Origin of the sequence: Candidatus Oscillochloris fontis, from assembly GCF_004138135.1 — a bacterium.
Taxonomy (GTDB): domain Bacteria; phylum Chloroflexota; class Chloroflexia; order Chloroflexales; family Chloroflexaceae; genus Oscillochloris; species Oscillochloris fontis.
Map to the genome: position 1 here is coordinate 41,847 of NZ_RYFD01000027.1, position 21,483 is coordinate 63,329.

19 protein-coding genes and 1 tRNA gene are annotated in these 21,483 nt (G+C 56.7%); 13 read left to right on the plus strand and 7 right to left on the minus strand.

Annotated features, from left to right (window positions below; all coding sequences use genetic code 11):
• Position 1: 1 nt before the first annotated feature.
• Both EKD03_RS11350 and EKD03_RS11355 read right to left on the minus strand, forming a co-directional pair.
• Positions 2–682, minus strand: coding sequence for a response regulator (locus tag EKD03_RS11350; protein WP_129630660.1), 681 nt, complete (start codon positions 680–682; stop codon positions 2–4).
• Entirely contained in the window at positions 675–2,702 is a 2,028-nt protein-coding gene (locus EKD03_RS11355; protein WP_161569247.1) for a sensor histidine kinase, read from the minus strand. Before EKD03_RS11355 ends, EKD03_RS11350 begins: the two co-directional genes overlap by 8 nt.
• Before the next feature lie 579 nt (positions 2,703–3,281).
• On the opposite strand from EKD03_RS11355, the gene EKD03_RS11360 reads away from it, so the two are divergent.
• From EKD03_RS11360 to EKD03_RS11390, 7 genes are all read left to right on the plus strand, one after another.
• The gene (locus EKD03_RS11360; RefSeq protein WP_129630664.1) at positions 3,282–3,962 is read left to right on the plus strand and encodes a hypothetical protein; all 681 of its coding nucleotides are present in this window, start codon (positions 3,282–3,284) and stop codon (positions 3,960–3,962) included.
• 15 nt (positions 3,963–3,977) lie between these two features.
• Complete coding sequence (locus EKD03_RS11365) at positions 3,978–4,844, plus strand: hypothetical protein (protein ID WP_129630666.1); 867 nt, start codon at positions 3,978–3,980, stop codon at positions 4,842–4,844.
• A gap of 69 nt (positions 4,845–4,913) precedes the next feature.
• Positions 4,914–5,147, plus strand: coding sequence for a hypothetical protein (locus EKD03_RS11370; RefSeq protein ID WP_129630668.1), 234 nt, complete (start codon positions 4,914–4,916; stop codon positions 5,145–5,147).
• Positions 5,148–5,233: 86 nt separating this feature from the next.
• On the plus strand, positions 5,234–6,061 hold the full coding sequence (locus tag EKD03_RS11375) for an EFR1 family ferrodoxin (protein ID WP_161569248.1): 828 nt from the start codon (positions 5,234–5,236) through the stop codon (positions 6,059–6,061).
• 13 nt (positions 6,062–6,074) lie between these two features.
• A complete protein-coding gene (locus tag EKD03_RS11380; RefSeq protein ID WP_129630672.1) occupies positions 6,075–7,463 on the plus strand; it encodes a Wadjet anti-phage system protein JetA family protein in 1,389 nt (462 codons plus the stop codon).
• Positions 7,460–8,092: a DUF4194 domain-containing protein gene (locus EKD03_RS11385; RefSeq protein ID WP_129630673.1), complete on the plus strand. Its 633-nt coding sequence runs from the start codon at positions 7,460–7,462 to the stop codon at positions 8,090–8,092. The genes EKD03_RS11380 and EKD03_RS11385 overlap by 4 nt, the downstream gene beginning before the upstream one ends.
• Positions 8,093–8,179: 87 nt before the next feature.
• Entirely contained in the window at positions 8,180–8,503 is a 324-nt protein-coding gene (locus EKD03_RS11390) for a nucleotidyltransferase family protein (RefSeq protein ID WP_238613497.1), read from the plus strand.
• Here EKD03_RS11390 and EKD03_RS11395 read toward each other — a convergent pair.
• On the minus strand, positions 8,486–9,652 hold the full coding sequence (locus EKD03_RS11395) for an RNA-guided endonuclease InsQ/TnpB family protein (RefSeq protein ID WP_161569249.1): 1,167 nt from the start codon (positions 9,650–9,652) through the stop codon (positions 8,486–8,488). The two genes, EKD03_RS11390 and EKD03_RS11395, sit on opposite strands and share 18 nt — an antisense overlap.
• On the opposite strand from EKD03_RS11395, the gene EKD03_RS19105 reads away from it, so the two are divergent.
• Both EKD03_RS19105 and EKD03_RS11405 read left to right on the plus strand, forming a co-directional pair.
• Positions 9,633–9,860, plus strand: a complete 228-nt coding sequence (locus EKD03_RS19105; protein WP_420808800.1) for a HepT-like ribonuclease domain-containing protein — start codon at positions 9,633–9,635, stop codon at positions 9,858–9,860. The genes EKD03_RS11395 and EKD03_RS19105 overlap by 20 nt on opposite strands.
• 18 nt (positions 9,861–9,878) lie before the next feature.
• The gene (locus tag EKD03_RS11405) at positions 9,879–13,142 is read left to right on the plus strand and encodes an ATP-binding protein (RefSeq protein WP_129630679.1); all 3,264 of its coding nucleotides are present in this window, start codon (positions 9,879–9,881) and stop codon (positions 13,140–13,142) included.
• A gap of 25 nt (positions 13,143–13,167) precedes the next feature.
• Here the strand turns inward: EKD03_RS11405 and EKD03_RS11410 are convergent, their stop codons facing one another.
• Positions 13,168–14,235 (minus strand): restriction endonuclease, encoded by a 1,068-nt coding sequence (locus tag EKD03_RS11410; protein WP_129630681.1) that lies wholly within the window; start codon positions 14,233–14,235, stop codon positions 13,168–13,170.
• Positions 14,226–15,446 (minus strand): DNA cytosine methyltransferase, encoded by a 1,221-nt coding sequence (locus EKD03_RS11415; RefSeq protein WP_129630683.1) that lies wholly within the window; start codon positions 15,444–15,446, stop codon positions 14,226–14,228. Before EKD03_RS11415 ends, EKD03_RS11410 begins: the two co-directional genes overlap by 10 nt.
• Before the next feature lie 275 nt (positions 15,447–15,721).
• On the opposite strand from EKD03_RS11415, the gene EKD03_RS11420 reads away from it, so the two are divergent.
• Positions 15,722–16,957 (plus strand): Wadjet anti-phage system protein JetD domain-containing protein, encoded by a 1,236-nt coding sequence (locus EKD03_RS11420; protein ID WP_161569250.1) that lies wholly within the window; start codon positions 15,722–15,724, stop codon positions 16,955–16,957.
• A gap of 117 nt (positions 16,958–17,074) precedes the next feature.
• Positions 17,075–18,505 carry an amidase gene (locus tag EKD03_RS11425; RefSeq protein WP_161569251.1) on the plus strand — a complete coding sequence of 477 codons (1,431 nt, stop codon included), beginning with the start codon at positions 17,075–17,077 and terminating at the stop codon, positions 18,503–18,505.
• A 149-nt stretch (positions 18,506–18,654) separates the two neighbouring features.
• Here the strand turns inward: EKD03_RS11425 and EKD03_RS11430 are convergent.
• Positions 18,655–18,729: transfer RNA gene (locus EKD03_RS11430), tRNA-Met, on the minus strand.
• Between the two features lie 46 nt (positions 18,730–18,775).
• Positions 18,776–19,411, minus strand: coding sequence for an NUDIX hydrolase (locus tag EKD03_RS11435; protein WP_129630689.1), 636 nt, complete (start codon positions 19,409–19,411; stop codon positions 18,776–18,778).
• 181 nt (positions 19,412–19,592) lie between these two features.
• On the opposite strand from EKD03_RS11435, the gene EKD03_RS11440 reads away from it, so the two are divergent.
• Together EKD03_RS11440 and EKD03_RS11445 are read left to right on the plus strand one after the other, a co-directional pair.
• Positions 19,593–20,687 (plus strand): SHOCT domain-containing protein, encoded by a 1,095-nt coding sequence (locus tag EKD03_RS11440; protein ID WP_129630691.1) that lies wholly within the window; start codon positions 19,593–19,595, stop codon positions 20,685–20,687.
• Between the two features lie 19 nt (positions 20,688–20,706).
• A partial coding sequence (locus tag EKD03_RS11445; RefSeq protein WP_153188294.1) for a hypothetical protein occupies positions 20,707–21,483 on the plus strand: 777 nt, incomplete at its 3' end.

Here is a 21,483-nt window from a genome sequence, read left to right on the forward strand (position 1 = left end):
ATCAGGTAAGATTCTGGATTGCCCAGAGCGCGGCCTGGGTACGGTCACGCACATCCAACTTACCAAGGATACTACTAATATGATTCTTCACCGTTCCGACACTAATGATCAACGCATCGCTAATCTCCTGATTCGAGCACCCCTTGGCCAACATCTGAAGGATACTGCGTTCGCGCTCAGTCAGGAGTTCGGCGCGTGCGGGGGGCGGGGAGGCGGTCGGTGGGGGAGTCAGGTCTGATGGTTGGTCGGCCAAACGACCGAGGTAGGGCAAGATCTGGGCGGTAATCTCCGGGTTGAGCAAGGCACCCCCAGCGGCGACGGTGCGGATGGCATCGGCGAGGGCGCGGTGGTCTACGTCCTTGAGCAGGTAGCCACGGGCACCAGCGGCGATTCCCCGAAAGACATATGCATCATCGCGGAAGGTGGTGAGGATGATCACCGCTGCCTGGGCACCCGAAGCCAACAGGCGACGGGTAGCTTCAACCCCATCCATGCCGGGCATCATCACATCCATCAGCACCACATCGGGGTTGTGGGTGGCAACCATCCGCAGCGCCTCGGCACCATCGGCGGCCTGCCCCACCACCTCCATATCGGCCTTGCGGTTAAGCAACGTTTGAATACCGGTACGGATCAGGGCTTGGTCATCAACAATCAGCACCCGGATCTTCTTCTCACTCATGGCGTGCCCTCTCAACTGGTAGAACCAGCCGCAGACGAAAGCCGCCTTCAGCCAGCGGTCCCGCTTCACATGATCCGCGCAAGGCATCGGCGCGCTCACGCAGCCCCACGAGGCCATAGCTCCCGCAGCGGGCTTCATGATCAGAAATGCTCGTTCCCGGCTGGGTATCATTCCAGATCGTCACGCTGATCTGGGCCTCAGATTCAAGCACCTCAATCGTAATCTGCGTGGGGCGAGCGTGCTTCCATGCGTTTGTCAGCCCCTCCTGCACGGTGCGATAGATCGTACAGGCCAGCGGCGGACTCAGATCTTCAACCTTGGCGTGGATCGTCAAGCGCACCTCTCCGGCGGTTCCCTGGCGCGATTGCGCCACCAGATCTTCGAGGGCGTTACGCAGATTCGCCCCAGTGAGCGGCAACTCCGCATCCGCCACTGCCAGCACACTGCGCCACGCTGCATGCAGTTGGTCGCGGCTGGCCTGGAGTTGGGCCAGTGCTTCATCCGAACTCTCGTTGATCAACTCCTCGGCCAACTGAAGTTGCAGATTGATCAACATGAGGCGCGATCCCAGATCATCGTGGAACTCACGGGCCAAGCGCGAACGCTCGGCAGCAACGGCCAGCGAGCGGTTTTGGGCGGTCTGTTGCTCAATCTCACTCGCCAGAAGCGCAGCGCGCAACTCAGCTTGGTGGCGATGTTCGAGCTGTCGCCGGGCCAACAAGAGCGGCCCCAGCACCGTCACCGCCGCAACGGCTGCGATCAGGAGGCTTGTGGCATCGAGGGCCAGGGATTGAGTGCGCACCAGCAGCAGGCCCACCAGGGATGAAGCCGTAGTCAGAAAGAGCATGATCTGAGCCAACGGCAAACGCAGCGCGATCTGCCAGAGCACCAGCAACAGCCCCAGCATAATCGGCAGCGCCTGAGTCATGATCGCCAACGCCACCACCGCTAAGGTCTGACCGGTGAGGCCAATCTGAAGCAAGAGCGGGTGGCGTGCGCGCTGGGTATAGATATAGGCCAGGAGGAGCAAGGCATCAAGCAGCAACAAACCCTGGATAAGTTCGGACGTAAATGCATGTTGGGTCAGCGTCACCAACAACGAGAGCGCAACAAAGATCAGCGGCAACACCCAATTGAGGATGCGGTAGGAGTGCGAGGTAATGATCAACTCATCGAAGGGAGTCGTGAAATGGAGGGCAAAGATCGGTGCGCGGGGCGGCTGTTCAAGCTCCTCACTCCGGCGCAACATCGTGATCGCACTGCGCAGGCGTTCCACCGCAGTCCCCGCCGCATCACGGGTCTGGGTAATTGCGCTCTGCAACCACGCCAGATTATGCTGCGCCTGACCGAGTGTGGTGGCAATACTCTGCTCGGTACGTGCTAGGGCCGCTTGCACCTCAGAGGTAATCATCTGGGCCAAGCGTTGCCGCTCTTCGAGGGCTACAATCTGTTGCATCTCGCGCAGCGCAGTCGAGAGGCTATCGTAGCGTTGCTGCATCTGCTGAAGCATCTGCTGCGCCTGCTCACTGCGGCGGTGCTGGCGCAGGTAGATCGTAGCGGCGATGATAGCGCAGGTAGCCGGGAAGGCGAGCGTGAGATTGCTCTGCACCCACGCAAGCGCACTGGCGGTGGCCATCATCACCCCGCCACTCCAGACAGCCCACACGCCAAGGGCGAAGATCAGCGCCAGCCAGGGGGTGAAGAGCACCAGGGCTTGCAGGACAATTACGAGGTAGACATAATCAAATAGAGGCGTAGGAAAGAGCATCTGAGCGAGTGCCGTGCCCCCAACCTGAAGGCTGAGATAGAACATCTGGCCCCAACGCGGCATACGGCGTGCGGGCAGGGTGAGTGTCGCGAGGAGGTGCAGCGCGACCAGCAGGCACATGGCCCAATAGTGGGAACTACCGACATGGGGCAGGCTCAAGCCACTCAGCGGGGTCATGATCAACACCAGCGCAACAACCCCCTGGAGAGCCAGAGGGTAGGGGGTGAGGCGTTCGATTGTGGTGCGGATCATGGTGCGCATGGTCACTAGTGTAGCACAGGTGGGGGTGGGCTGAATGCGACCAATATCGCCGCCTACGCAGCGACCGGGGTTGATGTATTGGCTACATCGTGGCCATATAGTGGCCCACCCGCCGATATTGCTGTCGCGATGAGTCTGTTGGAGGGAGAAACGGGGTAGGGCCACATCATTGTGTAGGGGCGAAGCATCGCCCTCCATGTGCTAGGGGAACCCGAACGAGGTTGGAAGGGCGATGCTTCGCCCCTACTCGGTGATGATGGGGTTTCTTTTACCCCAAGTGTGAATAGTTACCTGTCGCGATGAGTTTGTTGGGGGAGAAACTCCAGCACCTGAATGAACTGATGATCGGGCTATACCGTTCTATAGCAGCATCTACGGCCTCTATCTAGCTAAAATATAGAGGCCGTATGATCTTGTTGGGTGGCGCAAGAACGTTCGTGCCGCCGATGTTGAATAGGAGTTGGTAACATGCCAAAATAAGTTACTTGCCTTGGTAATAGTTGAAGTGTATATTTCATGTGGCTACAGTGAACTGAATTTATTATCAGATAGCTCTGAAGGAGTAACGGCATGTGGCAAGAACCAATCTACAAGAATATCGATTCGCTCAAGCCCATCGAGAAGTTGGTCATAGAAGCTAGTTCAGCAGTCTCTGATCCGTTACGGGTGACATCAGACGACCAGGGAATCAATGAAGCCCTCGCCGCAACGGGCGGCATTGGTGCCGGTGCCGCTCTCGGGTTTGCCCCCTTAACGCCCCTGCTCTTGTTTCTTCAATTCGGAACCATCGGCAATAAACAGTACACAATAGGCGAGGTCGCTCGGCAAATGTACCGTAGCGGTTATGATTTCCGTCACTTTATGGCTAGTTCAATAGCCGTGATGGTCACAGAAATCATCATCAGACTTGGAAATGTTATTGAATCACTCAGTGAGGGAAAGACCCTTACCGAAGCAACACCGTTGGACTCCTCATTGAAACTCAGGCGGCAACTTTTGTTGGCTCACGGTGTTGCCACACTGATCAATGCCGGTAAGGTCTCTGTGACGCAAAACCCACTGGCGCTCAATTGGCCACAAGTACTGGCATTTATTCATTATGTTATGCCAGAATTAGCCTTTTTGCTCTATGGCCAGGAGGCTATACGATCACAGTTGGTAGAGGGTGAGATTCTTCGCGACTATCACGCTATTAACAGCGAGATAGACACATTCCTAAGAAGCCAGGATAATTTTTTCCTCGTAATATAGTAAAGTGATTCGTATATGCACGACGATATCGTCATTGTCCTCTCGCAAACCATGCTCCAAGTTGCGCTAGAAGCATACACCGCCGAGAATTTTACTGATCAAGTTTTTCATTTCACGAGCCTTGGCGTATCGTTTCTGGGTAAAGATATTCGATTAGAGATACAATCAGATAAAGCGATACTCTTTATCTCGGTTTTGAGTAGATTTCAAGTAAAGGTCTGGAACAAAGCTCTTACGGAGCGTCGAGCACCACTGGTTGCAGAAGTCCAAGTGTCATTTACGGTGCAAGATGGACAGCTTTTTGTTCAAATAGGCGAGGGAGTTGTGCGTATCCAAGGAGCGGAACTTATCGAGAAAGTTGCCACCTCCGCAGTAAATATCCTCGTACAGCAGTTATTCTCCAAGCCAATCATCCAACTTCCTATCCAGATCGACACAGTAACGAAACATGCGAATAGCACCGATGAATCACATATAGCCCTGCAATCGGTTACCCTTCAACGCGGCGCACTACGGGTTGCGTTCATCCTCAAAAATGAAGTAGTACCCTATCCGACAGCGTTTCATGGATCAACACAGCAACGCTACCAGCGATCCCGTGCGATTAATGTAACCGCAAGTGCCGTGGAATCCTATAATCAAGGGATGGTTGGCCGTGCTGCCGGTCTCTTGATCAAAGCGGTGTGCGAAGCTGATCCATCATACGAACTTGGCTGGTTATGGTTGTCGCTGCTTGTAAAAACGCAACCAGAGCGAAAATATTGTCTCGAACGTGCGCTTCAGATCAATCCGCTTAATAGTAAATTGTCTCAAGAATTAGACGCACAGAAGTATATTACTGCGGTTGCACCCAATCTTAACGATTATGATATGTTCTCGTGATGTACTGCTCGAAGGGCTTAGGTCGCAGGGAAGTAAAAATCAAGTACCTGTTTGATTAAGGAGGTTTCGATGATAAACGAACAGCCTGAACTGCGCTTTGTTATTTGTATTGAAAATACCGAGTATCCCGTTGCTCTTGAGCGACGGAAGATTTATCAAGTGCTCCCGGATGATCGTGCCGAAACACAGCACTTGTTGCGGGTGATTGATGAATCCGGTGAGGATTATTTGTATCCCCAAGGGTATTTCATTCCAGTTGATTTTGCCCCAAGCATTCAAGAAGCGTTGCTCCACGCTGCGTAAGGCGATGCGGGTTTCCGATAGACGCATCACTGAACCAGAAAACTCGGCTTCTCGTGATCCATGTCGTATCTATGCTGGAGGCCCCCATGAATATCACGCTGATCTACTTCTCGCAGACCGGGAATACCCGCCGGGTTGCCCAGGCGATGGCTGAGGTGTTTCGTGGTGCGGGGCATACCACACGGTTGGTTTCGTTGAAGAAGGCGTCTGCTCAGGATGTTGTCGCATGCGATCTGCTGGGGATAGGAACACCATGTTTCTCTAGCCAAGCCCCTACGCCGATCAAGACCTTCCTCCAGAACCTGCCAATGTTGCATAAGAAGCGTGCCTTCGTCTTTGCGACATCCGGCGGTGCGCCTGGCCGCGTACTCTACGATCTGGCCCACCTGCTGCAACGCAAAGCGGTTGATGTGGTGGGTGGCGTACTCGTCCGGGGCGTGTCGCACCACCCAGCCCCCTGTCTGTATGGCCGCATGCCGGATCGCCCGAATGCCGAAGATCTGGCCCACGCCCAACACTTTGCCACCGCTGTCATGGAGCATGTCGCCGCGAACCGCCCCGGCCCTATCGCCGTGAACCGCCCCGATGTATTGACACCGGGACGAGGTTTCTATGATCTGGTGGCGGCGATCAGTACGGATGCGTTCTTGCGCCGGACGTTGCCGGAACCCAATGTTGATCCTGCTCTGTGTACGCAATGCCAGTGGTGTGTCTACGAGTGCCCGACTCACACTATCAGCCTGCAACCCTACCCAACGCTGGGCGATGCGTGTATTCGCTGCTATCGCTGCCTGAACGGCTGTCCCCAGCATGCGTTTCGTGCCGATTGGCGGGTGAGCAATCTGGCGGTTTGGGCCTTCTATAATACAACGTTTGAGCGTTGGTTTGGTGATCTAAAACCAGGCGAACTGTAGTACAATCTAGTTCATGCCGCTCTTCACTACCATCCCGCCCCACCTCTTTAAGCCCCTCGCCTCACCGGGGGCGGCGGTCTATGCGGGGGTGCTGCTGGCGATCTTTGCGGAGACCCGTCGCCATCAGCAGCCACTCTCGCGTGATCTGGCGCTGCATCTCGTGGCTGAGACGTTGTTGGTGCTTGAGGATGGTCTCGCTGCGACCCAGGATGCCGAGGAGGAATCTCCTCCGCCCGATGATGATCCGCTGAATGCGCGCGCCGGGGCGATTCTGCGCTATTTGGCGCGTTCGGGGTGGTTGCGGATCGAGACCCAGAGCGATTTTACGCAGTCCTATACGTTGCCCGATTATGCCTTCCGCCTGCTGAATGTCTTCCACGAGATTGCTTCTGATGAGCCGCTGCCTATCCAGGGGCTGATCTTTTCGATCTATAGTCTGCTTCAAACCTCGTTGCGCGAGGGCAATGCGCATATCTCGCTGCCAGAGGCGCATCGCCAAACGGCCAGCCTGATGAGTGGCCTCAAAGAGCTTCAGCACAATATCGGTGTGCATATTGAGCAGGTGCTACGCCAGTTGCAGGCGCGTGATGTGTTGGAGCAGGTCTTTACGCTCTATCACGGCGAGGTTATGGATAAGGCGTATCATCAGTTGCGTACCACCGACCATGTTTCGCGCTTTCGGCCCGGTGTGTTGGAGGCGTTGACGCAGCTCTCTACCGATCAGCAACTGCTTCAGATTGCGCAGAGTCTGCGTGCGAGTGGCCTCGATCCGAGTGTTGAAGCAGCGGCGGCGCGTCTGCACGAGCAGATCCGCGAGATTCGCGATCAGTTTGAACTGCTCGATTATCTGCTGCAAGCGATTGATGTGCGTCATAGTCAGTTTGTCGATTCGGCGGTGCGCACCATTGAACTCCAATTGACGGCGAGTACGACCACGAGTGGCCAATTGCATGCGATCTTGTCGCATCTCTTGGCTGATTCGGATGCGGAACTGCATGATGATCTGGATGCGAGGATTGATCTCTTCGCGCTGAGCTGGCCCGATGCTGAATCGCTGGCTGCGCCGGGGCGCACTGCGACGCCGTTTGTCTCTGTGCCCGTACCAATTGTGCAGCCCTCGGCGCAGGCGATTGCGGCGGCGCAGCAGCGCACGCTCGAACAACTTCAGCGCAGTATCAGCCGTGAACGGGTGCGGCGGTATGCCCAACACCTGCTGGGTGCGCAGAACGAGGTGCGGGTGGGGGCGTGTGCGCATCCCGACGCGGATAATCTGCCGCTCTTGATCTACCTGCGCCAGTATGGTGATGGTGCGTTGGGCTATCGGGTTGAGGATCTTCCCGATGGGGCTTGGGTTGAAACTGATGGAATTGGATTCCGCGATTTTATGATTCGACGCTCATGAGTCTGCTCCAGTTTGCGCAAGAATATAGCCAACTCGCTAGTTCCGAACAGGCCCAGTTTGCCCATGCGCTGCGCCGCTTGCTTGCTGATGGCCTGATCTGGCGCGAAGATGAGGCGGATCGCTCGATCTACGCCTTCCTCATCCGCCGCCGTGAGTTGGTGGCCGATTATCTGGCGGTGGTGGGGTGGGAGTTGCGCTTCGCTGAGCAGGTGGGGGTCTTTCATGTGGTGCATCGTGATGGTGCGCACCGCCGCCGCTTTAGCCGCGAGATGACAATCTGGCTGCTGCTTTTGCGCCTGATCTATGCCGAGAAGCGCGAACGTCTGGAGGTGATCCTGACGCGCTACCCGGTGATCGAGACCGGTGAGGTGGCGCGCCGCTATGCCGAGTTCTTCCCCGGCCAACAGGTACGTAAACGGTCGAGTCTGGCCGATGCGTTGCGCACCTTTCAGACGCTCAAACTGGTGCGTGTCGCCGGTGGCGGTGCGATCCGCACGGGTCAGGCTGAACAACTGATCGAGCTACTGCCCACGCTGGAGATTATCGTGCCGGCTGCGGGAATCACTGCGCTGGCCGAGCGGCTGCGCGAGTATGAGCGTGGGCGGGGCGAGGAGGAGGGGGAGATGTGATGTTGACGCTAAGGCGCAAAGGTTTTAAGGTTTGACATTTGGCCTATAATTGAAACACAGATATATAAGGCGTGAGAGGAGTCTTCAATGCTCCCCCGACCAGTGATGGATATTGCGCAAGTGAAAGACCTGCTCCAGCACCATCTGCCCGCGATCAAGCATCGCTATCACATCAAATCGCTCGGTCTATTTGGTTCTTATGTTCGCAATGAACAAACCGCCACCAGTGACCTAGACGTGCTCGTGGAATTTGATCAGATTCCAGGGCTATTAGCGTATGTAGAATTGCAACAGACTCTCTCTGATTTGCTCCACCTGCCGGTTGATCTGGTGCATCGCCCCGATTTGAAACCGTTGATTGGTGAGCGGATACTTCGTGAGGTTGTGCCATTGTCAGATACCCAACGCTGAAGCTGTTGGGCTTGTGCTCGCTCCTCCACCCAAAGGTGGCGCAGCACCATAGGCCGTCTGACGTGCGGCCCGAAAGGCGATATTCACGGCAGCGTTCGTGTCAGCGGCAGCCGTATGGCCGCAAGAGAGGCAACGAAAATGGGCTTGATTGGGACGGTTGGCTTTCTCGCAGTGACCACACACGGCACAGGTACGGCTGGTGTTGTGCGGATCTACCGCAATCACCAGTACGCCCGCTTGCTGCGCCTTGTAGGTGACAAAGCTCCGCAACTGCCGAAAAGCCCAACTAGTGCGAAGACGACGCTGCGAACGTCTACAACCATTGTCTGTGCGCTTGCGGATATGGCTCAACTCTTCAAGCGCAAGTGCCTTCCGTTCCGTCTTCGCTTTTGCCACCAGCTTCTTGCTGATGCAGTGATTCGCATCCCGCTGAAAACGCGCCTCACGGCGGGCGTTCTTCCGCAACCGCCAGCGGGCGCGACGCGTGTTGGCTTTCTGAAGTCGCTGACGGTGGCGGAAACGCCGTTCACGAACCCGCTTCACATCCTCGCCGCTATACGTCTCACCATCACTATCGGCGGCAAGGTTGACGATGCCGAAATCAACCCCCAGGAAGCCGGTCGGCTCGTCGGGCGCGGGGTTGGCCTTGGTCTGCGTGATGTGCAAGAAGAACTGCCTGTCCCGCTGCACAAGCTCCGCCCCGCCAATCTTCCAACTCGTGTCGTACAGGTAGCGTCGCTGAAAATCGCCCAACACCAGTTGACCCATGACCCGCCCCGTCAGGGTGTTCAGGCTCACGCGGTCGAGGCTCATCAGGCGGTAGGTGCGTGCGTCGTAGCGGATCGCGCTATCCGGCTTAAAGGTAGGACATGTGTCCGAACCATGCGCCCGCACCGCTCGCACCGCTTCAGCCGCCTTGTCCCTGGCGCAACAGGCCAGTTGCGCCCCCAGCCCGTACTGGACGCGGGTGGGAACGTAGACGATGTGGTGCAGCGTGTTTTTGTTGGTGATGCGCTCCTCCCACGCGACCGATGCGCAGTAGGTAGCTGCCGCGTTGAACGCTTCAGCCGTGGCTTGAAGAGCGGCTGCGGCATCAGCGTCAAGCGACAGCTTGCAGCATACGGTTCGTGTGGAGAGCGTCTGCGTCATAAAACCATGTATACCACAATTAGAACGCCCGTGCAAGTATGCGCTAGTACCTTGGTCACTGATGATTGGGATGCGGAATGTCATCGTTCATGGGTATTTTGCTATCAATCTACAGATTATCTGGAAAACAATCATTGAGGAACTTCCGCAACTAAAAGCGAGCCTTGTTCCCATCCTGAGTGCTATCGAATCGGGCAACGAGGTATAAAAGCATGGGAGCTGCAGGATGAAGCCTAATGGTGTGCTGGCCTTGTCGCGCATCTTCCTCCATAACTGGCACCGCTTCAATCACCACCTGATTGATGTGCAGGATGGCCTCTATCTCGCTGGACATAATGGATCGGGCAAGTCATCGGTGCTCGATGCGCTTCAGTTTGTGTTGATCGCTGATCAGCAGCGCATTCGCTATAACAGCTCGGCCCAAGAACGCTCGGCGCGCACCCTGGATAGCTACGTGCGCGGCAAGATCGGCGAGAATCGCTACCTGCGCCCCGGCAATACCGTGGCCTATATTGCGCTAGAGTTTACCCACGCCCAGACCCAGATCACGCTAGGGGTGTGTATCGAGGCGACTGATGGCCAGACCCCGGAGCGCACCTTCTTCATTCTGCTTGAACCGATTGATCCGGGCCTCTTTGTGGTCGAGGGTCGCCCGCTGCTGCGCCGCGAACTGCGGGCTGTTCAGCGTGGGCGGCGCGGCATGCGCATCTACGATCAGGTGGGTGAATATCAGGCCGATCTGCTCAACCGCCTCGGCGGTCTGCATGAGCGCTTCTTCGATCTCTTTCTGCGTGCGCTCACCTTCCAGCCGATCCGCAACATCAACACCTTTGTTGAACAGTGGCTCCTTGATGGCCGCCCGCTCGATGTGGATGCGTTGCAGAAGGTGGTCGAACGGCTCGATCAACTGCGGGTGACCGCTCGCGAGGTGCAGGAGAAGATCGCCGCTTTGCAGGCGATTGAGAACCAGCAGGCCGAGGTGCGTAACCGGCGCGATCTGCATACCGAGTACCTGTTGCTGGTGGCCTTTTTGCGGCTGGAGGATGCGCGTTCGTATGCGGCGACCCTAGCGACCCAGCGGTCCGATCTGCTCCAGCGGATTGCCGCTGCGGAACGGGCATGCACCGAGGCCGCAGCGGCGCGCCAGGGCGCGGAGACCGCGTGGCAAGATGCGGTCAAACGCCTGGGCCAACTGGATGTGGTGCGCCGCCGCGATGAGTTGCAGAAGCGTATCGCCCACCTGCGCCGCGATGCCGATCAGATTCACCACGTCTACAAGGTGTTGCGTGAGGATCTTCAGCGCGAGGCGGACGCCCTGGGCGATCTGGCTCTGCCGAGTGTGGTGGGGTTGTGCGCGGCGATCCGTGGCCTCACCCCGGAGGTGCCGCCTGCCCCCGATCTGCCCGATCTGCTCGATCAGGCGGTCGTCGATCTCGATGCTTTGCTCCCGACGACCCAGGAGCGCCGTTATGAACTGACGCTGCGCAAGCGCACATGGGAGGAACGCGCCACAACCTTGGAGCAGGAGTTGAAGCGGCTGCGTGAGAACCGCCGTTTGGCCTACGCCCCGGCGCTCGAACGCCTCCGCGACCTGCTGACCCCGATTGTTGGCGAGCGCCCGCCGCTCCTGTGCGAGTTGCTCGAAATTCCCAACGAGCGTTGGCAGAATGCGGTCGAGGCGATGCTCGGTGCCCGTCGCTTCAACATCATTGTGCCGCCGGAGTATTTTGAACGCGCCCTCGATACGCTTGACAGTGCGCGGGCGAACGAGCGGATCTACGATGTCGGCTTGCTCGATCTGGCCAAGGTGCAGCACGAGGCGCGTCCGGCCCAACCCGGCTCGTTGGCCCAGCAGGTGCGGGCGAAGGCCGAGCGCATCCAGAAGTATGTGGATAGCCTGCTGGGCGATGTGATCACCTGTGCCGCCCCGCGTGATCTGCGCCGCCATCGGCGCGCCATCACCGCCGAGGTGCTGGTCTATAGCGAGTGGACAGTACGCGCCATCCCGCCGGAGCGTTACCAACCCTGGTTCATTGGGGAACGGGCGCAGCGTTCGCAGATCGACATTCGCCAGCGCGAACTGGATACGGTGCGCGCCGATCTCTTGGCACTGACTCCCCAACTTGCCGCTGCTGAAGCCGAACTGAAGCGTCTTGAACGTGGGCGCAACCTCTCCAACCTACGCCAGCGCCTCGATGCCCCCCTCGATGAGCGCCCGTTGCGCAGCGAAATTCAGGAATCTCAGGCCGAGTTGCAGGCACTTGACACCAGTGGGGTAGCCGCGCTAGAGGCCGAGATTGCGCGTCTGCGCACACTCGCCGACCACGAGCAACAGGCTGAACAGGCCGCAATCCGCGCCCAAGAAGGCTTGAAGAGCCAACTACCCCAGTTGGAAGAGAAGATCCAGCGCAACACCACCCGGCTCGCCGAGGCGGAACAGAAGGCCGAGGAACTGCGCGTGGCCCACCCGCAGCGCGTCGTCCCCGCCGAAGAGCGCTTGGCCGAACGGCTTGCCCGGGGCGATCTGGCGGAGGCGCTGCGCAACGCCGAGAGCACCGTCACCAACTTTGAATCGCGGGCCAACAACGAACTCCAACGCCTAATCGAGATGGCCAGCGCCTTCAACACGCGCTTCCAGTTTGCGGCATTGCCGAGCAATGTGGATGAAGGGCGCTATACCACCGAGCTTGAGCGGTTACAAGCGACCGAACTGCCCAAGTATATCGAGCGTATTGATCAGGCCCAGCATGAAGCCGAGGAAGAACTGCGCGAACACGTCCTCCACCGTCTGCGCGAGCAGATCATCCATGCCCGCAGCAAACTGGATTGGATCAACGACGCACTCGAACGGCTCGCCTTCCACGGCGAGCGCTACCGCTTCCGCTCCCAACCCTCTGAAGATGCACGCCACTTCTATGATCTGATCAACGACTCGCAACTACTCGGTAGTGGCTCGCTCTTCGCGAGCGACTTCTACCAGCGCCACAAGACCACCTTCGACGAATTCTATGCACGGCTCACCCGCACTCCCCAGTCGGACGCCGAGCGGCGCGAGCAGGAGCGCCTGGTTGATTACCGCCGCTACCTCAACTACGACATCGAAATCACCCACCCCAACGGCCAAGTCTCGCGCCTGAGCCGCATCATGGGCCAGACCTCCGGCGGCGAGACCCAGACCCCCTTCTACCTGACGATTGCGGCCTCCTTCGTGCAACTCTACCACATCGGTGAGCGCCAGAACCGCCCCACCATCCGCCTCGTCGCCTTCGACGAAGCCTTCTCGAAGATGGATCAGGATCGCATCGGTGCCACCCTAGATCTCTTCCAGCAATTTGGCCTCCAGATCATCACCGCGACGCCCCTGGAGCGCTGCGAATACCTCGTACCGAAGATCTGCACCAGCCTCGTGCTCTCAGCGGTAGACGACGGCGTCTGGGTCGAGCCATACCGCAACTACGCAGCGCGGCTGAGCGGGGAGGGGGGGATGTGATGGTGATACGAGGCTAGTAGCTTTGCTAGACTGAGGCTGGTGTCGGGCCACTCTCTTCAATATCTTCAGGTAGTCCATCTTCAGTAGAGGGGATTTCCTCAGGAGTATTTCTTTGTATATAAATGTACTCCTTACCTACTTCCATGACAATTTTACCTGACTCAATTCTTAAAGTTAGGCTTGGCAATTGCTCTGGGCTTTCCTTCACCAAAGTTGATAATGGGTCATGAACATAGAGTTCTAGAAACCTAAACATAGTTGGCCCTGCTATTTCTGATAGATGTTTCCAAGCTTGTTCACCGATATACGCAGATCCACCAACTGATATAAATGCTCTACTCAATTCTTCTAATTTCATATTTGGAGTAGGATCAAGTACAACTAATATAGGTGTATAACCACTCGACTGACAATCCCTTGGAAATTCGAGTTCTTCTCCCCATCTACCTTGACCCGAAGCAGCAATAGTAACACGAATCTTAAATTCATAAGCTTTCTTGTTAATAATACAATCAACTTGTCTACCCGCTGTTCCTTGTCCACCTCGTTTTATTGGACTCTTCTTTGCGCTATAAGGAACACCTCCTATTGCATAGGCAATAATTGGCTCAAAGACATATCCTGTTTCTTGAGCGGATCTATTATCAATATCGTACATCCACTTGCGCCAAAACAATAGTGCAATGAGAGCGGAAGGGCTTAACGTTCCATACTGTAACAGACCACGAGGCCCTACCTGATCTACAGTAGGAATAGCCTGAGATTGAAGAATTCTTTCATACTTTAATCGAGCTTTATGAAGAGTAGCTAGACAGAAAAAATATGTATCAACATCTGTCTTTATTGCAATAAGCCTTTCAAAAAAACTTTCGAACGCTACTCCGGCTAGCTTTAAATTTTGAAAGCTTTTGGATCCAAAAAAGGGAGCAACATTTAGAGGAATATCACGAAATTCCTCTTCTAAGTTGAGGTCTTTGACAATTGTCGCTAACAGATAACAGCACACCGCATCATCAAGCGATACAGCAAGATCACTTCCCCCTCCTGTTCGTGCCTTTGTGATAAGTGCTCGCTGTTGCGCAGTTAATCCCATAAAGGTAGCCTTTCTATGATTGGTTGCTTGAAATATCGCTGCTTCACTAAAGCAATTACTTGTTTAAGAGCAGGGCTAAAACCAGAAGAGAGAGTTGGAACAAAACTTAAAATCTCCCCTTCTATAAAAAGATCTGATTTAAACATATATTTTTGCAGATCAGCAAATAAACTTCTAGCTATGATTTCACTCATTAATGGTGGAACAGCATTGCCTATTAATTGCATTTGATCAGCTATACTTCCAAAAAATAGGAAGTCATCAGGAAAGGTTTGTAATCTAGCACATTCTCGAATCGTAAGCGGCCTATGCTCTAAAGGATGCAAAAATTCTCCTTGCATCCCACCAGTAACGGCTTTTGAAGGTTGATTAGGTTTTAGCCGCTTCACTCCTGATGGTGCACCTCCGCGTTTCTCTGATGGGGTACCATCCTTTACTCGGCGAAAAGCACGGCGTCGGAAACTCTCATGCTGCAACTCTTCTGGGAGATCTTTCATGCTTTGACCTGGAGCTAATGACAGAGCACGTTTTAATTCTAACCCCTCAAGTTTACGAAAAAAATGCCCTTGTACTATGCCTGGAGCAGAAGTACTAGCAGCGGGGAGATCTGCTAGAGCCTCCATCACAGAAGGGGTCAATGGCAATTCTTGAGAAGCTAGGTGTGCTCCCGGCGCACCATAAGCTGTATGGGTATACTCTGGGAACGATGGCGACCACCCTAACCCACCAATTGCAATAACCCGTTTTCGGTGTTGAGGCACTCCAAAATTCGCAGCGTTAACTTTTCGGAGATGAATTTTATATCCCACCTCTATAAGAGGATCTAGTAAATCTACAACCTTATTTCCATGCTCTGATGTTAAAAATCCTTCTACATTTTCAAATATGAATGCACGAGGTTTTAATTCTGCGATAATCCGAGAAAATCTTTCGACTAAACTGTTTCTAGCATCATTAATTTTTCGCAATCCCGCTGAAGAAAACCCTTGGCAAGGAGGGCCACCGATAACAACATCTACATGTGGAAATTGGTAATCCTGTGATAGATCTAGATTTTCTATATGAGAACCTAGATTATAGTTATAAGTACTAATTGCTGGTTTGGAATTGTCAACCGCTTGTATTATCTTAAATCCAACTCTTTGAAAACCAAGAGACAGACCTCCTGCTCCAGAGAATAGATCCAAGACGGTGTAAGATGAATCCATCATACAGTTGTATACTCCTCATGCCATGCTCTTACTTGAGAAATAGTAACATATGTTCTGTTTTCTGACAAGAGCCGGGTTGTCATTTCGGGCTGAGACAGTCCAACTTTCTGTTTAACGTACCACATTGCGGAATAGTTGCCCCTCTCTCTCACCGGGATACTGAGACCCATTCAGTTCATCGCAATGCGGTAAGCCGCTTCACCAGCTAACCGTTCTATCCGCACGTACACGATATGACAAATGATGTTTCGCCCCTGCCCCGTAGGAGAAGTGTGATGCACAAGAATCCCCTCCCCGCCGTGGCCGCGCTGCTCCTCCACACCCTGCTCGATCGCGCCGAACAGCCGGGGCGCCAACAGGTGATCCGGGTGCGTCTTGTGCCGGCGCAGCACCCCGATTACTTCTCGCCAGAAGATGTGGCTCCGCGCCAGCAGACCAACCAGATCGTGCAGCAGCTTGCCGACGCCGGGGCGCTGCGTCTACATTGGCAGAAGTGGGAGCAGGGGAATTGGTTGGAGGCGCTCGATCTGCTGCCGGAGCGGGCGAGTGATCTCTACCACTTGCTGCAACGCCAACCGCGTACTGATCAGGTTGCCGATCTGCTGGCTTTGCTCGATACCCAACACCCGCCTCCCGGCTGGTACGCCCGCTTCCTCGCCGGGGTGCGCGATCAGATTGCGGCTGGGCGTGCGCCTACCCCCTTGGTGCTGGGCGATGCTGCCTTCAATGCCGATCTGCTGCGGCTCCTCGGTACTCTTGCTGAGCTTCAGGCACCCATACTGGAGCGCTCGCTCAGTACGCGCCTCTTTGGCGATAGCAAGCGCCTGGAGGAGTTGCGCTCGCCTCTGCTGAGTGTCTTGCGTGGCTATGCCCCCGATGCGGCGAGTTTTGCGGGTGATGATGCGGCGCTGCTGCGTGCCTATGGTATCGAGCGAACCCCCGAATATATCCCGCTGGCCGGGCCGCTGATCTTACAGCCTACGCAGGGCGCGGCGATTGATCTGGCCCACTTCAGCCCCTCGCTGGCGCTCTCGGCTGCGATGCTGCGCCAGATTGATGTGGCGGCGTGTTCCGCTACGCGGCTGCTTACGGTGGAGAATGCGACCAGTTTTACCGAACTGCTCGCGCTCCGCCCGCCCGATCTTCTTCTGCTCTATACCGGCGGCTTTGCCAGCCCGACGCTGCTCGTGTTCCTGCGCTCGATCTGTCAGCTTCGCCCCGATCTGCCCGTGTACCACTGGGGCGATCTTGATGCCGGGGGGCTGCGTATCCTGGCTCATCTGCGCACGCACCTCGGCGCTATCTCGCCGCTGGCGATGGATGTAGCCACCCTCCGCGCTTACCAACACCACGCCAAGCCGCTTACTTCCAGCGATCAGCGTGCGCTGCTGGCGCTGAAGAGCCAGCCCTTGCTCGCCGACTGTCTGCCCCTGATTACCACGCTGCTCGAATTGGGCTGCAAATTGGAACAGGAGGCTCTGGATGTGCGAACAGTGGTGGGCATGCTGTAGGGGCGAAGCATCGCCTGTCATATAGTTTGGGAAACACAAACTGAATTGGTGGGCGATGCTTCGCCCCTACAGGGTATAATGAATGCACCATTTCCTTATAGTCTGAAGGGTTCCCCTATGCACCCATTACTTAGTCTTTCTGCGAGCCAGTTGGCTCAGGCCATCCAACAGGGTACATTTTCGCCCTCTACGGTGGTAGATGCCCATATTGCCCGTATCGAAGCGGTCAATCCGGCGCTGAATGCGGTGGTGCAGCAGCGTTTTGCGCGGGCACGCCAGGAGGCGCGTGAGGCCGATGAGCGTGTGCGCCAGGGTGCGTCGCTTGGCCCGCTCCATGGTGTACCGATCACGATTAAAGAGGCGTTTGATGTGGCTGGTACGCCCGCAACCTGTGGCCTCTTGAGTGCCAAGGTGCATCTGCCGCAGCAGGATGCGGTGGCGGTGGCGCGGCTGAAGGCGGCGGGGGCGATTGTGTTGGGGAAGACTAATACGCCCGATAATTGTTGGGATCAGGAGACGATCAGTTACCTCTTTGGGCGTACCAATAACCCCTGGGATCTGGCGCGTAGTCCCGGTGGCTCAACTGGGGGCGAGGCGGCGATCCTGGCGGCGGGTGGCTCGCCACTGGGCCTCGGCTCGGATATTGCCGGGAGCATCCGGCTGCCCGCTGCATGGTGCGGGATTGTCGGGCTACGCCCCACGAGTGGCCTGATCAACGAGGTGGGCTTCTGGCCGCCCTCGGTGGGTCGTCTCGCCGATCTGAATGCGGTTGGCCCGATGGCGCGCCGAGTCGAGGATGTGGCACTCGCGTTTGCTATCCTTAGCGAGCAGCCTGCCCAACCCCTCGATAGCGCTTCGCTTGCGGGCCAGACCTTTGGCTTCTGGTTGGATGATGGTCTCATTCCCAGTAGTGGTGCGGTGCAGGGCGGGGTGAATGCCGCAGTGCGCGCCCTTACCGACAGCGGCATGCGTGCCCACCAAGCCGCCCCCGATCATCGCCGCTTGGCTGTGGCGGGCTGGTTGGCCAGGATCAATGAGGATGAGCGTGAGGCAATCTGCCGGGGCTTTGGTGGTGGTGAGCTTTGGTCGCCGCTGCGCGAATTGCAGAACAACCTCACCGATCAGCCGCGCATTGCCACCGGGGCGCTGCGTTATTGGCTCTCTTCCCACTATGGCTCGCTCCTGATGAATCGCCTGGGGGTTGATGGTCAAATCTGGCGCCACCAACTACGCGCCGAGTTTACCGAGCTTGTGGGTGAGGATGGCTTCGCGATCTGCCCGGTCTTCCCCACGACTGCCCCGCGTCACGGCTGGAGCGTCATCTTCCCGCTCACCATCAGCTATCAGACCTGGGTTAACCTGGCGGGTTTGCCCGCGCTGGTGGTGCCGGTCGGGCGTTCGGGGAATGGCATGCCGGTGGGGGTGCAATTGGTCGGTGCGCCCGGCACGGAGTGGACGTTACTCAAGGCGGGGTATGCGATCCAGCAGGCGTTGATGCCGGTGGCGATGAACTGTTTACACTTGGGAGAAAGCGGTTTCGCTGCTTGACGCAAAGGCGCAAAGACGCAAAGGGTATGATTTGGAGGCTATATTGAATCCTTTGCGCCTTTGCATCTTTGCGTCAATCCTGGGTGCCAGAGAAACTGTGAAATACAAAGAGCGCGATGACAATCACGTGTCATCGCGCTCTCTGATTCTGGTAGCGGCGACAGGATTCGAACCTGTGACCTTCGGGTTATGAGCCCGACGAGCTGCCACTGCTCCACGCCGCGTCACCACAGGCAGTGTAGCAGGGTTCTAGGGTGGCGTCAAGAGAAGTTATGACAACAGATCGGCCACGATTCGATGTGTCACGCCGCGAAACTGGCCCCAGGCGCGCCAACTGCCACTGATCACCCGTGATTGGCTGGCGTCCAGGTGCTCCATAAAGGCGGCCTGAGCATAGAGTTGTGGGATCTCCACCTCTTCAAATGCCTCGATCCGCTCGTCGGGATCTTGCACCTGTAACTCGCCACTCAGTTCATCCAGTAAAAAGGCGAAGGTGAAGAAGGTAAAGTCATCACGGGGCGGCGTGGGGGCGCGGTAGGCGATCAGGCTGAGGAAGCGCCGCACCGCCACCTCTAGGCTGGTCTCCTCGGCTACCTCGCGCATCAGTGCTTCGGCAATCGGCTCGCCCGGATGGATGCCGCCAGTCAGCAGGCGCATCACGCCGGGCGGGTAGATCTCTTTGCGGCATGTGAGGATGCGCCCGTTGCGCCGCCGCAACACCATGCACACCTCGCCGATGCGGTCGGTCTTGATCAGTGGATCGAAGAGGCCATCGGGCAGATCGGCCAGGACGAGGCTGGGTTGGCCATAAGCCGTGGTCAGGTCATCAAGCTGCGCCAGGATCTCCTGGGGCAATCCGAGTTCGTCGCGGGTGACGTGGCGTACCGCGAGGGCTGAGTCGTGCATGGGTGTGGCTCCTCTCCGTAGAGTGTCCGCAGATGACGCACCGGATGATATGTCCGCAGATGACGCACCGGATGATATGTCCGCAGATGACGCAGATTACGCAGATTTTTAGGATAAAATAAAAACAATCTGCGTCATCTGCGTAATCTGCGGATAAACATCTGTACCGGGGAGTCTGTGTATGTCGGATGATCTCGCTACGACGCTTCAGCAACTCCGCGATCTGCTCGCTAAAGGTGTGTTGGACGCGGATGAGTATGCGCAGAAGCTTGATCGCCTGCGCAGTAAGTATACCCCCGCAGCGGTCAATGCGCTCCTCGCTGCCGATACTTTACAACCTGCCCCGGCGGGCAATACCCAGACCATCAAGGATGAGGCTAACGTCGGTGTTGCTGTTGCCGGGCACGTCTATGGCCACATCTTCATCAATGGCAAGCGCGACGCGGATGCCAGCACACTGATCGCCACCTACCTGACTCAAGTGGCGCGTTTGTGCGAGGTGATGCCGCTACAGGGGGTCTCCCACGAGCGCGAACGTGACGATACGCTGCGCCTGGGGCTTGATCAGGTCTACACCCAGTTGGCGACGACGGCACTGTGTGATCGTGAGCAGTTTGCGGTTGCCGATCTGAGCAAAGAAGCGCTGGATGCCTATCTCCAAGCCCATACCGGGGCGGCGTGTATGCCCGCGCACCGGCGCACCACCTTCCGCAGCCTAGAGCCACACCGCACCGAGGGGATGCTGGCTGAGTATCGTAGCCCCGATCTCGAACAGACCAGCGCCGCAGATCTCTTGCAGATGGTTGCTACCTGGGAGGGCGATCACCTCACGCTGGTGTTCCAGGGGCCACAGATTGTCACCGAGGCTATCGCCGCGCAGCGCCATGTGGTATTGATGGGCGAACCCGGCGGGGGTAAGAGTACGGTCTTGCGCTACCTTGCCCGCCATTTGGCGCGTGCCGGGATCGAGGCGGCGTATGATCTGGCGGCGCATCTTGACGGCTGGGGCGAGCTTGGCCGCCTCTTGCCGATGGTTGTGCCGCTCTTACCCCTGGCGCGGCTGCTCCAGAGTAGCCCCAAGAATTGTGGCACGGCCAGCGATCTCTGGAACTACCTCGTTGACCACCTCCAACCCAAAGGCACCGCCACCGGCCTCGCCGATGCGGTCTGGGCTGAAGTGGAGGCGGGGCATGTCATGCTGCTGCTCGATGGGCTGGACGAAGTGGCCGGACCTTTACGACCCCCGGAAAAATCTGGATGCCACTATAGGGGCTAAGGCAGAAACAACCTTGGCTATGACTGCGCAGCCCGATCAGGACTTGCGGGTGTACGGTTCAGTGGGCGTAGATTTGGATCCCGCTTCCGGTCAATATACTTGGTCGGACATTACGTTGGGCGAACTCTACGCAGACTACTATGGAGTTCCCCTAGCCTTCATTCGCGTCGGCAAATTTTCGGTTAACTGGGGGCAGGGTAGACTTTTTACACCCGGCGACATCATGGCCGACAGCGACGAGGGAACAGCCTTCCGCCTGAGCCTTCCAACCATGCTGTCCGGCATTTCGGCTATTGCGCTCGCCCAGAAGGATTTTTTTGCCGAGCCGAAGAATCCTTCCTACAGGGAGTTGGCCTACGGCCTGAGCGCCGACCTGGTGTTCGGTTATCTGAGAACAGGTTTCGGTGCCCGTTATAGGGGAGCCGAAGGGCTCAGAACAGTGTCGTCCCTAAAGACAGTACTCGGGGGAACTGATTTCTTTACAGACATCATTTTCAATTATTGCGACGGCGAATCCGACTTTGGGCTCCTTTCCGGGTTTTATCGTAGCTGGGGGAACTTGCTTTCCTATGGAGAGTATTATATCGACGCAACAATCCCGGGAAAGATCGGACATAGTGTCGGTCTTGCACTAGGCTACAGCGGCCTTTTCAGCAAGCCCCTGGATGCCGGTGTAAAATGGTTGCACACATGGCAAGACGATTCGGGCTCCTTTACTGCCGGACTCGTTTGGCGTCATCGCTCCCATCTGAGTATAAGCGCTGCCGTGCCGATTACCTATGGAGCAGAGAGCACG

Excerpts from the sequence above, each read along its gene's own strand:
- EKD03_RS11350 (WP_129630660.1), bottom strand. The coding sequence starts at position 682 with ATGAGTGAGAAGAAGATCCGGGTGCTGATTGTTGATGACCAAGCCCTG.
- EKD03_RS11435 (WP_129630689.1), bottom strand. The coding sequence starts at position 19,411 with ATGCACGACTCAGCCCTCGCGGTACGCCACGTCACCCGCGACGAACTC.
- EKD03_RS11370 (WP_129630668.1), top strand. The coding sequence starts at position 4,914 with ATGATAAACGAACAGCCTGAACTGCGCTTTGTTATTTGTATTGAAAAT.
- EKD03_RS11395 (WP_161569249.1), bottom strand. The coding sequence starts at position 9,652 with ATGACGCAGACGCTCTCCACACGAACCGTATGCTGCAAGCTGTCGCTT.
- EKD03_RS11420 (WP_161569250.1), top strand. The coding sequence starts at position 15,722 with ATGCACAAGAATCCCCTCCCCGCCGTGGCCGCGCTGCTCCTCCACACC.
- EKD03_RS11410 (WP_129630681.1), bottom strand. The coding sequence starts at position 14,235 with ATGGGATTAACTGCGCAACAGCGAGCACTTATCACAAAGGCACGAACA.
- EKD03_RS11355 (WP_161569247.1), bottom strand. The coding sequence starts at position 2,702 with ATGATCCGCACCACAATCGAACGCCTCACCCCCTACCCTCTGGCTCTC.
- EKD03_RS11375 (WP_161569248.1), top strand. The coding sequence starts at position 5,234 with ATGAATATCACGCTGATCTACTTCTCGCAGACCGGGAATACCCGCCGG.
- EKD03_RS11440 (WP_129630691.1), top strand. The coding sequence starts at position 19,593 with ATGTCGGATGATCTCGCTACGACGCTTCAGCAACTCCGCGATCTGCTC.
- EKD03_RS11390 (WP_238613497.1), top strand. The coding sequence starts at position 8,180 with ATGCTCCCCCGACCAGTGATGGATATTGCGCAAGTGAAAGACCTGCTC.
- EKD03_RS11405 (WP_129630679.1), top strand. The coding sequence starts at position 9,879 with ATGAAGCCTAATGGTGTGCTGGCCTTGTCGCGCATCTTCCTCCATAAC.
- EKD03_RS11360 (WP_129630664.1), top strand. The coding sequence starts at position 3,282 with ATGTGGCAAGAACCAATCTACAAGAATATCGATTCGCTCAAGCCCATC.
- EKD03_RS11380 (WP_129630672.1), top strand. The coding sequence starts at position 6,075 with ATGCCGCTCTTCACTACCATCCCGCCCCACCTCTTTAAGCCCCTCGCC.
- EKD03_RS11425 (WP_161569251.1), top strand. The coding sequence starts at position 17,075 with ATGCACCCATTACTTAGTCTTTCTGCGAGCCAGTTGGCTCAGGCCATC.
- EKD03_RS11385 (WP_129630673.1), top strand. The coding sequence starts at position 7,460 with ATGAGTCTGCTCCAGTTTGCGCAAGAATATAGCCAACTCGCTAGTTCC.
- EKD03_RS11365 (WP_129630666.1), top strand. The coding sequence starts at position 3,978 with ATGCACGACGATATCGTCATTGTCCTCTCGCAAACCATGCTCCAAGTT.
- EKD03_RS11415 (WP_129630683.1), bottom strand. The coding sequence starts at position 15,446 with ATGATGGATTCATCTTACACCGTCTTGGATCTATTCTCTGGAGCAGGA.